The sequence below is a fragment of the Phascolarctobacterium succinatutens CAG:287 genome (assembly GCF_000434895.1).
GTDB lineage: Bacteria > Bacillota > Negativicutes > Acidaminococcales > Acidaminococcaceae > Phascolarctobacterium_A > Phascolarctobacterium_A succinatutens_A.
On record NZ_FR892771.1, the window covers coordinates 1,733 to 13,701 of the forward strand.

The window sequence follows — 11,969 nt, forward strand, 5'->3', positions numbered from 1 at the left end:
CTCGCTTCTGCAAACCTCTCAGGAAAACTTAACCCAGCAAGCGATTGACGGAAAATTTCTCTGAGCGGAACGGTATACCGCTTGCGACGCTACTACTAATCACTAATTACTAAACACTAATTAGCTACATTCAAATGGGCAAACTTAGAGCAGTCGCCGTATTCAAAATGCCACCACTCCATCTCAATCCCCTTGAACCCCTGCAGCTCCATCTCCTCACGCAGCAGGCTGCGCAAATAGCGCTCACGCGACGTACCGCCAGCATAGCTGGCGTACTGGCGCAGCGACGGCTCATCAAAGCCGCAGCCCATATCCAGCTCCTCGCCGCTATCAAGGCTATACAAGCCCACATCAACAGCATTACCGGTATTATGCACGCTTCCCTTAACCTCCGGATCCTCCAGCATATCCTTCTTGCCCTCAGGCAAAGCCAGATTAGCCAGCTTACTCACCGACCAGGGGCGGTACGCATCCCACAGCACCAGGCCGTAGCCGTAAGGTGCCAGACGCTGCTGCACCTTACCTAAGGCAGCTGCAGCCTCTTTAGAAACAAAGAGCTTAGGCGTAGTATAAAGCGGCGCACCGAAAAGGTTGTCACTGCCTGCGTAGACAGAATTAACCTTAACACCGGCAACAGTTGCAGCGTCCACCAGCTGTGCCTGCTCACCTGCTGCCAAAGCAGCAGGAACGGTTGCTTTAGCAGCCTCCGCACGCAGCTTGGTCCAATCCTCGGCACTACGCTCCTCCAGACGGAAGGGCTTCGCCCTTTCGCCCGCAGTCGTACCTAAAAAATAACGGCTGGGGGGATTTCGTACAAAAAAAATAACGTTTGTAGATATTACCGCCGACGCGGCAGGAAATACCGTAGCCATCAGGATCACGCTCAAAGCGGACACCTGCTTCGGTATTGCTCATCGGTCCTGATTCCTGCAAAGTGTAGGAATCAAAATGCACCTTGCTGAGCGGATAAAGATTAGCCGCAGCAAAGGACTTGTCCTCCAATGCAGTGCGGTACAACAGCTCCAGACGGCCGTTATTCTCACGGATAAGAATATTTTCGCCGTTGCCATAGTAAAAGCCAAGAATATATTTGATATCCTTCGGCGCATCCTTAGGCACGGAAGCCAGAGCAAGCTCCGCTCCTGTCTGGGCATAGAAAAGCAGACCGGCCGCCAGGCCGGCCAGCAAATTTCGGTAATTCACTATTGAATCAGCTCCTTGCGTACATCAGCTAAAGCATTAAGCCTGCTGCGTACCCTCGCAACATCTGCCAGATTGATTTCGCAGGAAACAACCTCCTCCTGCATCCCTGCCTCAGCAAGAATCCTGCCGCTGGGCGCAACCACCATCGAATGACCGTAAAACGGCGCACCCTTAAAGCTGCCCGCACAATTAACTGCCACCACAAAGGTGTGGTTTTCCGCAGCACGTGCCTGCGCCAGCAAGCGCCAGATATCTCCACGCGCCTCCGGCCACTCAGCCGGGCAGAAAATGAGCTGTGCCCCCTGCAAAGCCAGATGACGGAAAAGCTCAGGGAAACGTAAATCGTAACAGATAGTCGAGCCGCAGCACAGACCATCTAATGTAAAGGCTTGAAAATTATTGCCGGGAGCAAAGAAATCCTCTTCATGGAAAAGGCCGAAAAGATGTACCTTATCATAAAGATTGACGATTTCACCGTTTTTATTGATAGCCGCAGAGGTGTTATAAACCTTGCCGTCAGCATGACGCATCGGTACCGAGCCTGCGAGGATTGCACACTGCTCGCTACGCGCCAGCTCCGCGAGCTGCGCCAGCACAGGTGAAGCCTGCGGTTCAGCATCCTGCTCCAGGTGTCCGAGGCTATAGCCTGTTGTCCACACCTCGGGCAGCACCAGTAAATCATGCTCCTTGGCAGCATCCGCTGCCAGCTGCATACCATGGGCCACATTGGCCGCCTTATTCTTTTCCAGAACCTCCAGCTGCAGCAGGGCTATTTTCATAATACGCGCTCCTTAGGCATCATATTATTGCTGTTCAGACGACCAAGGAAGAATTTCTCCAGCTTGCGGGTGCAACGGGTAATGAAATGCTCCTTACCGCCTAAGGATTCAACAAAGACTACAGGATGACCGGCAACCTTAGCGCCTAAAACGTCGGTCAACAGCTGATCACCAATAAAAAGAATCTTACCGCCGCCCATAGCTTTAGTAATCTGCTTGTAAGCCATCGGCAAAGGCTTAGCAGCACGCATAATGGTGCCAAGACCAGTCTGACGGGTGATACCCTTAATGCGGTCACCACCATTATTGGAAATCAATGCCACATTGATACCCATCTGATGCAGCTGACGAATCCAGGTCATAGCACGAGGGCCTACCAGGTTCTTGTCGCGCGGCAGCAGGGTATTGTCAATATCAACAACAATTTTGGTGTAGCCATTGCGCTTCAGCCATTTTGCGGAAATGTCAAATAAACTTTTTACTCTGTAATCGGGGCAAACATACTTTAAAATCATACTACCTTATCCTTTGGAAATTTTATTTCAAACGTGGTACCAGAACCACATTTGCTGATAACCTCGGCACTGGCGCCGTGTACGCGAATAATTTCTTTGGCAATAGCAAGCCCCAGTCCCGTTCCCGGAACACTGCGGCAATGCGATTTTTCCACCTTGTAAAAGCGTTCCCAGATAAACGGAATATCCTCCTCCGGGATGCCCTTGCCCTGGTCAGCAACTGTTACAAGCACGCTACCATCGTCAAGCTTATTCGCACCTACTGATACAGTACCATTTTCTGGCGAATATTTCAAGGCATTATCGCACAAAATCATAATTAACTGTACCATTTGGTCTCCATCGCCCAAAATTTTGATATTATCGTCTGCATGAACACTAATTGTAACATTATTCTTCACGCAGCGCACCGATAATTTTTCGGCGACATTACGGATGATACCGGCCAGCGGCAGCTCATCCATGTTGCTTACAGTCAGCGGGTCGCTGGACTCCAGCCTGCTGATATCCAGCAGCTCGCGTACCATGCGCTCCAGACGGACTGTTTCTTCATTTATCAGGCCACGGTAACGCTGAATCAGATCAGGATCCGTTACCATACCATCACAGATTGCCTCATTGTAGCCACGGATAATTGTAATCGGTGTCCGCAGCTCATGCGATACATTAGCCACAAAATCACGGCGGATTTTTTCCGTCCGCTCCATCTTGGCAATGTAATCACCCAAATCCTTGCCTAAAGAATTGAGTGCATTTCCCAGCTCGGCAATTTCATCATCGCCATGCACCTGCAGCCTGTGGGAATAATCTCCCGAAGCCATAGCCTGCGCATTGTCCTTCATATCCAGCACCGGCCGGATAATGAGACCTGAGAGGCGCTTAACCAGAAACAAACTGAAAATAATGGCAACGATACCTACAATCATAATATAAATGTAAACATTTCGCAAGAATTTTTCGAAACCGCTCAAGGGCTCAATCATCAAAATAGCGCCTGTGTGCCCGTTACCAAAGGTATACGGAACACCAACCAGGATCACCTGCTCCTTGTAATACGGATGATAAATCTGCGATTTGAAGGACTTCCCGGCATAAACATCATTCAGTATCACCTTAATGCGATACGATAATTTACTGCTCTTTATATCCTGATCAAGTTTTCTGACGCTCTCCTGCAGCTCCTGCCGCGAGGGGGCGCCGTACTTGAGAAAATACTTCAGCGAAGAATCTTCCCCGGTCTCCTTTACATTTTCATAATTAGAGGCCGCCAAAAGCTCGTAATTATCATCAAACAGCCAGATGCGTGCGCCAACCAGCTTATCTACAGCTAAAATATAACGGTTAAGCATATCGCGGTCCTGCAGACGGATGAAGGCTTCAATCGTTTCCCCCATCTCATCTCCCTTTTCCGCCAGCTCCTGCTCCTTAATCTGGAAAAAGTAGTCAGCAATCAGGTACGATATGCCTGCTGTAATCCCCACAACGACGATAATTATGATAGTCATAAAACTATACATCAAGCGTGTGCTTAGGGATTTTTTCATAATTTAGTTGTCCTTTAGCTCAAATTTGTAGCCTACACCCCAGATAGTCGTAATATCCCATTTGGAATCAGGCGGAATGTTCAGCTTCTGTCTGATGCGCTTGATGTGCGTATCAACAGTACGGGTATCGCCATAATAGGAATAGCCCCAGATGGTTTCCAGCAGCTGGTTACGGCTAAAGGCCTTGCCAGGGTTAGATGCCAGGCACCACAAAAGCTCCATTTCCTTAGTTGTAAAGGTCATTTTATTGCCAAATGCAGTTACCTGATATTGGTCCATATCGATAATCAAGCCAGGATAGGTGATGCGCGATACCTCGCCTTTCTTCTCCTGCGTGCCTGCACGGCGCAGCACAGCCTTCACGCGGGCTACTACCTCACGCGAATTGAACGGCTTGGTGATATAGTCATCAGCGCCGATTTCCAGACCGGCAATACGGTCATCATCATCATCCTTGGCCGTAACCATGATAATGGGCAGGTCCGACATCTTGCGTACCTGCTTGCAAACCTCAATACCGTCGAGAACTGGCATCATAATATCCAGCAGCAGAATATCCGGTTTTTCGGACTGCACCTTCAAAATTGCGGCAGCACCGTCTTCGGCTTCAATAACCTCAAAGCCTTCCTTCTCAAAATATATGCGCAAGATTTCGCGAATCTGCGCTTCATCATCAGCAATTAATATTTTCTGTTTTGCCATAATCATCACTCCTGCCTTTAAGCTGACTCGTACCGTTTATTTATCAGAGCAAACGGCATAGTCCTACAAGATGTTACTATAATTATAGCACAAATACTTGCTTTCTTAGTATGCTTTCACAAAAGATTTACATATATATACTGCTTTTATCATAAACGTAAACGCGAATGCATTATTTGTCACAGAAAATGCTTATAATTTTTGTTTTAAGACAGCTATTAAAGCGGCTTGAAGGCTGCCAGCAATTTTTTGCGCTCACGCCACTCGGGCAGATAGCGTTCGACAATCGCGTGAAAGCGCGGTGAATGATTAGCCTCGTGCAAATGCGCCAGCTCATGCACCACGATATATTCCAGACACTCCTGCGGCCAGCAGGCCAGCAGCGTATTCAGATTAATGCTGCCTGTGCGCACGTTGCAGGAGCCCCAGCGCGTTTTCATACGATGCACCTTAAGCCCTGTATGACGCACGCCCATTTTCTTTTCCCATGCCTGCAGCAGCTGCTCTCCTCTGCCAGCTAACTCCTGCTTATAGAAGTATTCTACAAAGGCGCACCTAGCTTTCTCGCTCAGCTCGCTGCGATAATAAAAGCAGACAGCGTCAGCCTGCACCTCATAGGTACCATGCTTTTTGCTGCTAAGCAAAAAGTGCGCCGGCAAACGCCTGCCCCACAGCCACACATGCTGCCCGTCAAAGGGAAGCTCGCCCATGCTGTACTTCTTATCCTGCTTTTGCTGCGCCTGCAGCACCAGCTGCAGCTTTTGGCGCAGCCATTGCTCCCTGCTCTCTAAGAATCGCTGCACCTCGCTTACGCTCATCCCTACAGGAGCAGTGAGAAAGATGTCGCCATTCTCTTTGATACGCAGCGTAATATTTTTGACCAGTTTAAACTGAAGCTTTATCTTCAGACCGTGCAGGCTCAGCACGGTCTCGCGGATTATTCGGCTGTTCACAGCTTGTCTACCAGAATATTACGTCCCAGCATACGGTTGAATTCCCAAGCACTTTTACCGTCATGCACGTCAAACTGGTTCATTACGGCGTTAATTTCGTCGGCGTAATGCACAACAAAGGCCTCACGTGTAGAGCAGGCTACCGGAGAACCCTTTTCGTTATCGCCATGGTGAGACAGCAGAATGTGCTGCAGCTGCTCCAAACGAGAGGACGGCAAACGCAGCTTGGCAGCTGCCTCCTGCACCATCATGCAGCTCATGGTAATGTGTCCGAGCAAACGTCCCTCACTGGTATAGGGGAAGCCGATTTCCGCAGAAATCTCACGGATTTTGCCAATGTCATGCAAAAGAGCGCCAGCAATAACAAGGTCCTTGTCTACGCCTTCAATCTGCTCCGCCATGGCTACTGCCAGGCCGGTAACATCAATAGAATGCTGCAGCAGACCGCCCAGATAAGCGTGATGCATGCGCATGCCTGCGGGATTGGTCACAAAGCGCTCATAGGTAGCACCGCTGAAGATAGTCTCCAGCAGCATACGCAGCCCGGGAGTGCGCACTGCCTTGATATAATTGGCAAGCTTAGTTTTATAAGCCTCTACATCAAAATCACCATGTGGCAGCAGATTGCTGATATCGTCCTGCGGCAGCAGGTTTTCCAGACGCTGGATTATAACCTGCAGCGTCATATCGTTATTGAATTTGTTGATGTCAACGTTACCGCCCATCATAAAGGCTGTCGGGCCCTCCAGCTCACGCAGCTTGTCTACCAGCACTGCATCAAAGCAGATAAAAGTAATGCGTCCGCTGTTATCCTCCAGCATACCACGGGCAAATACGCCGCCGTTAGAGGAATTACCAACCTTCTGTACTCTTACTAAAACTGCCTGGCATACCTTAGTGCCGGCCTTAAAATCCTTAATCATTTTTTCATCACCTGTTTTCTATATATGCTTCAGCAGCAGTGTTTCGCGTGCTACCTGAATTGCCACGTCCCAATGCTTTTCCGTAAAGCGCAACGATAATCTGTCAGCCAAATCGTCCAACACCGGCAGCTCCGTCGGCTGATGGCCTGCATCGATAATGTTCAGACCGCTGAAGACAGCCTGCTGTGCCTCGTGATACTTCACATCACCCGTCACCAGCGTGTCCGCCCCCTGCGCCAACGCCAGCCCGATCAAATCGGCACCTGCACCGCCGCAGACGGCAACACGCTTAACCTTGCGTCCCGCATCGCCTATGGTAAGATAATCAGCCTGCAAAGCCTTTTTGACAAAGAGTGCAAAATTCTGCAGCTTAGCCGGCTTTTCCAGCTCGCCAATGCGTCCCAGTCCGCTTACTGTATCCAGTACGTCAGGCTCCAGCAAACGCAATCTTTTGGCAAGCACGCTGTTGACACCATTCGCTACGCAATCCAGATTAGTGTGCGCGCTGTAAACAGCAACACCGTTTTCTGCCAGCTGCAGCAAAAGCTCCTGCTGCCAGTCAGCGTCCGTCACATTGCCCAGCTTGTGAAAAATTGCCGGATGATGCGTAATCAGCATATCAGCCTTCTTCGTCAAGGCCTGCGTTACGGTTTCCTGTGTCATATCCAGCGCCAACAGCAGCTTGCGCACAGGCTTATTGCGCCTGCCCAGCATCAAGCCGACATTGTCCCAGGATTCTGCCAGCTCCGGCGGCGCCATCTCCTCCAGCAGGTTGATGATATCATTTACTGTCACTACGCTTGCCATTTTGCAGCACCTCCAGTTCTGCTTTCAACGCTTCGATTTCCTTATACTTTTCGCTCGCGCGTGCGCGCTCGCTGCGTCCCATGTTCTCCAGCAGCTGTCTGCAACTAGCAAGCTGGCGTTCCAGCTGTTTACCCAGTAGCGGATGCTTCTGCGCCAGCAGCAGCGGTCCTACAGCGCACTCTGCCGTGCTGTAGGCAGGCGCAGAGCCGCGCTTAGCGGCGATAATCTCGTAAAAATGCGGAGCATCATCCACCAGCTCCTCGGCAGCAAGCTGCCAGCCGTGGCTGCACAGCCACGCGCGCAGTGATGCAGCGCCTGCCATCGGCTGCAGCACCAAAAGCTCTGCGCTCTGTGCTAACTCCATATCGTCCTCCAGAATGCTGATAATGGTAGAAGCACCCATGCCGGCAATAGCAATGCAGTCTGCTTCACCGGGGCTCAGCACCTTCAGGCCGCTGCCCTGACGAACATCTACATGCTCATGCTGGCCAAACTGTGCCACGGTAGTGCGCGCAGCCTGGCAGGGGCCTGCGGCAATATCACCGGCAATTGCCCGGGAAATTCTTTGCTTTTCCAGCAGCCACACCGGCAAATACGCGTGGTCTGTACCGATGTCCGCCAGCACACAGCCCTGCGGCACCAGGTTGGCAATAGTTTCTAATCGTCTATCAATATGCATTGCGTCCCTCCTGAATTTGCTCTAAAATCTTAGTTTCTGAATCGTGACAGCCACAGCCTGCAATATTTTACGAAGCTGTCCGGAACGTAAATACTCTAACACTTTATTATAACACAAATCAACGAATATAGAAAACAAGTCTGCAAAGTGATGCCTGCTGCCAATGCTATGACAACTACTGAAATAAAGAAAAAAACCCCGCATTGCTGCGGAGGCCGTGATTGGCATGCAAAGCTCAGTTTTTCAGTTCGTTCTTTACCACAAACATTACCCATTGAGCGATATTCGTGGAATGGTCGGCAATGCGCTCCGCATATTTGGCAATCATCAGATAGTCAACATATTGGGGTACGTATTGCGGTTTTTGCTGCATTACAGTGGTCAGATGCTGACGCATTTCGGCAAAGTAATTGTCTACCTTATCATCGGTAGCAATAACCTTATTGGCCAGCTCCAAATCATTTTCGCTGATGGCGCTGATGCTGTCGTACACCATCTGGCGCATAACCTGCAGCATAGCCATAAAATTATCCGGCAGCGGCACAGGATCCTTTTCAATCAGCTTCAAGGTATATTGGCTGATATCACTGCAATGGTCGGCAATGCGCTCCATATCGCCCACCAGCTTCAGGCAACTGGCAATTTCGCGCCAGTCGGTTGCTACCGGAGTTTGTGTCAGCACCAGCTCCAGGCATTGCTTTTCGATATTGACCTCGCTGTTGTCAAAATTATCATCATCGCTGATTATCTGCTGTGCCAAGGCTGCATCCTTCTGCTCCAGGTTGGCGATAACCTTATCCAGTGTATCCTCCAGATTTACGCCCATCACGCGCACACTGTTGAGCAGTTGCTTCAGCTCCTCGTTGAATTTGTTACGTGTCATTTTATTGTTCCTTTCTCAACAAATTTAAATTCAAAGTAAGCAGCGATACATGAGAGGCTCCCCTTTGGGGGGAGCTGGCGCCCACAGGGCGACTGAGATGGAACTGCACTTATTAGCATTTCTACAGTATACCTTACTTTGTCCCCTAGGAGAGCCTTTCAGTATCGCATTTACACGCCTCTCCTTGCATCAACCGAATCTGCCGGTAATATACTCTTCTGTCTTAGGATTAGACGGATTAGCAAACAGCTGCTTCGTTTCGTTGAACTCAATCAGCTCGCCCAAAAGGAAGAAGGCTGTTTTGTCAGAAATACGTGCAGCCTGCTGCATATTATGCGTAACAATAACGATGGTGTAATCCTTCTTCAGCTCCAATGCCAAATCCTCAATCTTCATCGTAGAAATCGGGTCCAGCGCACTGGTAGGCTCGTCCATGAGGATAACCTCCGGCTGCACGGCCAGGGTACGTGCAATGCATAGGCGCTGCTGCTGGCCACCGCTAAGGCCCAGCGCACTCTTATTCAGTCTGTCCTTCAGCTCGTCCCAGATGGCAGCCTGAAGCAGACTGCGCTCTACAATCTCGTCCAGCTCGCTCTTTTTCGTCACGCCATGGATACGCGGACCGTAAGCAACGTTATCATAAATGCTTTTCGGGAAGGGGTTAGGCTGCTGAAAGACCATACCAACACGGTGACGCAGGCTGATGGGGTCAATCTCCGCAAAAATATCCTTGCCATACAGTGCAATGCTGCCTTCAATGCGCACGCCCTCTTCCAGGTCGTTCATTCTGTTCAGTGTTTTCAAAAAGGTGGATTTGCCGCAGCCGGAAGGGCCGATAAGTGCGGTAATTTCCTTTTCCTTAATATCAAGATTTATTTTTTTCAACGCCTGGAATTTGCCATAATACAAATCCAGGTCCTGCACTAATAATTTAGTTGCAGCATTATCATTCGTCATTTTCTGCTACCTCCGGTTTTTGTGTCTAAATAAGTGCTCAGGTAACGTGCGCCCAAGCTAAAGGACAGCACAAGCAGCATTAATATTGCTGAAGAAAGGTTGGCCATCTGCGCCGCATTAGCTGCCAGCGCCTCGGTACGCGATGCCCAGATATGCAGTGCCAGCGTTTCACCGGGACGGAAGAGGTTCAGCGGGCAGGACGGAGACAGCAGGTTCCAGCTGTTCCAGTTGATATCGGTGCTCATGCCTGCGGTATACAAGAGAGCTGCCGCTTCACCGAAGCCACGGCCTGCAGCCAGGATAACGCCGGTCATAATACGCGGCAGGCACGCAGGCAGCAGCACCTTGTAAATAGTCTGCCACAGAGTTGCGCCCATGGCCAGGCTACCGCGCTTATAGCCCTGCGGCAGCGATTTGAAGGCATCCTCTGTGACCGTCATAATCAGCGGAATACTGAGGATAGAAACTGCCAGCGCACCGCTGAACAGGTTCCACTGTGAGCCAGTCATTACGATAAATACCAGGTAACCGAACAGGCCGACAACGATAGACGGCAGTGAAGACATCGTTTCGATACACATGCGCAGGAACTTGGTGAACTTGCCCTGCTTAGCGTATTCCGCCATATAAATGCCGGCAGCGACTCCCAGAGGCACGCTCACCAGCAGCGATAGGAAAACCAGATAAATAGTGTTGAAGAACAAATTACCGATGCCGCTGCCCTCAAAGGATATCAGGCTCCAGCTGAAATCCTTGAAGCCGTTAATGATAACGTACAGGGCAAAAGCCACGAGCAGCAGGATAAAGAAGCCTGCTACGCAATAAAACACAGCTGTCATCAGCTTATCAACAAGCTTTGCACGCGCTATACTGTCATTCATGCCTGCTTCCCTCCTTTAGCAGTTAAAAAGTGGATGGCAAAAATGCAGGCAAGGGAGATGATAAACAGCAGCAACGCCATCGTCCACAAAGCAATGTTGTATTCGCTGCCCTCCATTGCACCGCCCATATCTGCCGCAATCGCCGCCGTCAGATTGTTGGTTGGAGCAAGCAGCGAGCCCGGAAAGGCACGCATCTTGCCGATAACCATCGCTACAGCCAACGCTTCGCCGAAGGCACGCGCCAGGCCCAGGATAACTGCCGTCATCAGGCCGGTAACTGCCGCAGGCACTACCACATTAGCAATAGTCTGCCAACGGGTTGCGCCAAGACCATAGGAAGCAGCGCGGTAGCTTTTAGGAATGCTGCGCAGTGCATCTGCCGCCAGACTGGTGATGGTCGGGAAAATCATGACCGCCAGCACAATACCTGCAGCCAATACGGAAAAGCCGAAGCGCAGGTTAAAAATGTTTTTAATCAGCGGTACCAAAATTGTCAGGCCAATCCAGCCATAAACTACGGAAGGAATACCTACAAAAATCTCCACAGCCGGTTGGACAAAGCGCTTGCCCAGCTCCGGCGAAATCTCCGTCATAAAAATTGCGGTTGCCAAGCTGAACGGTGCAGCAATCGCCAGTGCCAATGCGCAGGTAATAACAGAACCGAAGATGAATATGGCTGCACCAACCTTGCCGCCGCCCTCAGCGCTGTCACTCGGCGCCCAATCTGCCGAAAAAAGAAACTCTGCAATACTGTGGTTGTAGGTAGTAAACGTGCCTACGCCCTTGTAGCACAGGAAAGCGCCGATAGACAGCGTCAGAACAATGAGCGCCAGGCCGCAGCCGGTAATAATGTAGCGCCACAACGCATCCTGCCTATAAGCATTTGTTGTAACCTGTTGCATAAACTATTCTCCTCTGATGTAACTCGTGAATATTTCTTTCGTAAAACTAAAGGCTATGCAGAGGCTCGCAGCTGATAACTTACCAGCTCCTGCCCGGCACAGCCTCGATATTTATTCTAAAGGGGATGAGAAGATCGGGAAGACGCATCTCTTGGCGTATGCTGTCTTCCTGCTTCTCGTTTAGATGGAAGCGTAATAATTGTTTTGGGATTGACGCAGATGCGCCTTAGCCGAAGTCCAT

14 protein-coding genes are annotated in these 11,969 nt (G+C 50.2%); all 14 read right to left on the reverse strand.

Translation table 11 applies throughout. The features are described 5' to 3' along the window. Positions 1 to 116: 116 nt before the first annotated feature. On the reverse strand, positions 117 to 650 hold the full coding sequence (locus BN587_RS02460; RefSeq protein WP_303684801.1) for a M15 family metallopeptidase: 534 nt from the start codon (positions 648 to 650) through the stop codon (positions 117 to 119). Positions 651 to 735: 85 nt separating this feature from the next. Further along, entirely contained in the window at positions 736 to 1,203 is a 468-nt protein-coding gene (locus BN587_RS11300) for a hypothetical protein (RefSeq protein ID WP_049897147.1), read from the reverse strand. Next, positions 1,203 to 1,982: a carbon-nitrogen family hydrolase gene (locus BN587_RS02470; protein ID WP_021719566.1), complete on the reverse strand. Its 780-nt coding sequence runs from the start codon at positions 1,980 to 1,982 to the stop codon at positions 1,203 to 1,205. The genes BN587_RS11300 and BN587_RS02470 overlap by 1 nt, the downstream gene beginning before the upstream one ends. After that, positions 1,979 to 2,497 carry a YqeG family HAD IIIA-type phosphatase gene (locus BN587_RS02475; protein WP_021719567.1) on the reverse strand — a complete coding sequence of 173 codons (519 nt, stop codon included), beginning with the start codon at positions 2,495 to 2,497 and terminating at the stop codon, positions 1,979 to 1,981. The genes BN587_RS02470 and BN587_RS02475 overlap by 4 nt, the downstream gene beginning before the upstream one ends. Further along, the gene (locus BN587_RS02480) at positions 2,494 to 4,002 is read right to left on the reverse strand and encodes a sensor histidine kinase (protein WP_049897148.1); all 1,509 of its coding nucleotides are present in this window, start codon (positions 4,000 to 4,002) and stop codon (positions 2,494 to 2,496) included. Before BN587_RS02480 ends, BN587_RS02475 begins: the two co-directional genes overlap by 4 nt. A gap of 42 nt (positions 4,003 to 4,044) precedes the next feature. Then, positions 4,045 to 4,749: a response regulator transcription factor gene (locus BN587_RS02485; protein WP_366517731.1), complete on the reverse strand. Its 705-nt coding sequence runs from the start codon at positions 4,747 to 4,749 to the stop codon at positions 4,045 to 4,047. 212 nt (positions 4,750 to 4,961) lie between these two features. Further along, a complete protein-coding gene (locus BN587_RS11305) occupies positions 4,962 to 5,696 on the reverse strand; it encodes a M48 family metallopeptidase (protein WP_021719570.1) in 735 nt (244 codons plus the stop codon). Next, complete coding sequence (locus BN587_RS02495) at positions 5,693 to 6,619, reverse strand: 3'-5' exoribonuclease YhaM family protein (protein ID WP_021719571.1); 927 nt, start codon at positions 6,617 to 6,619, stop codon at positions 5,693 to 5,695. The genes BN587_RS11305 and BN587_RS02495 overlap by 4 nt, the downstream gene beginning before the upstream one ends. 18 nt (positions 6,620 to 6,637) lie before the next feature. Continuing rightward, on the reverse strand, positions 6,638 to 7,426 hold the full coding sequence (locus BN587_RS02500; RefSeq protein WP_021719572.1) for a Nif3-like dinuclear metal center hexameric protein: 789 nt from the start codon (positions 7,424 to 7,426) through the stop codon (positions 6,638 to 6,640). Next, positions 7,401 to 8,105, reverse strand: a complete 705-nt coding sequence (locus BN587_RS02505) for a tRNA (adenine(22)-N(1))-methyltransferase (RefSeq protein WP_021719573.1) — start codon at positions 8,103 to 8,105, stop codon at positions 7,401 to 7,403. Before BN587_RS02505 ends, BN587_RS02500 begins: the two co-directional genes overlap by 26 nt. A gap of 235 nt (positions 8,106 to 8,340) precedes the next feature. Further along, on the reverse strand, positions 8,341 to 8,988 hold the full coding sequence (phoU, locus tag BN587_RS02510; protein ID WP_021719574.1) for a phosphate signaling complex protein PhoU: 648 nt from the start codon (positions 8,986 to 8,988) through the stop codon (positions 8,341 to 8,343). Positions 8,989 to 9,177: 189 nt separating this feature from the next. Beyond that, positions 9,178 to 9,945, reverse strand: coding sequence for a phosphate ABC transporter ATP-binding protein PstB (pstB, locus tag BN587_RS02515; RefSeq protein ID WP_021719575.1), 768 nt, complete (start codon positions 9,943 to 9,945; stop codon positions 9,178 to 9,180). Beyond that, entirely contained in the window at positions 9,942 to 10,826 is an 885-nt protein-coding gene (pstA, locus tag BN587_RS02520) for a phosphate ABC transporter permease PstA (RefSeq protein ID WP_021719576.1), read from the reverse strand. Before pstA ends, pstB begins: the two co-directional genes overlap by 4 nt. Continuing rightward, the gene (gene pstC / locus BN587_RS02525) at positions 10,823 to 11,728 is read right to left on the reverse strand and encodes a phosphate ABC transporter permease subunit PstC (protein WP_021719577.1); all 906 of its coding nucleotides are present in this window, start codon (positions 11,726 to 11,728) and stop codon (positions 10,823 to 10,825) included. Before pstC ends, pstA begins: the two co-directional genes overlap by 4 nt. Positions 11,729 to 11,969 lie beyond the last annotated feature (241 nt).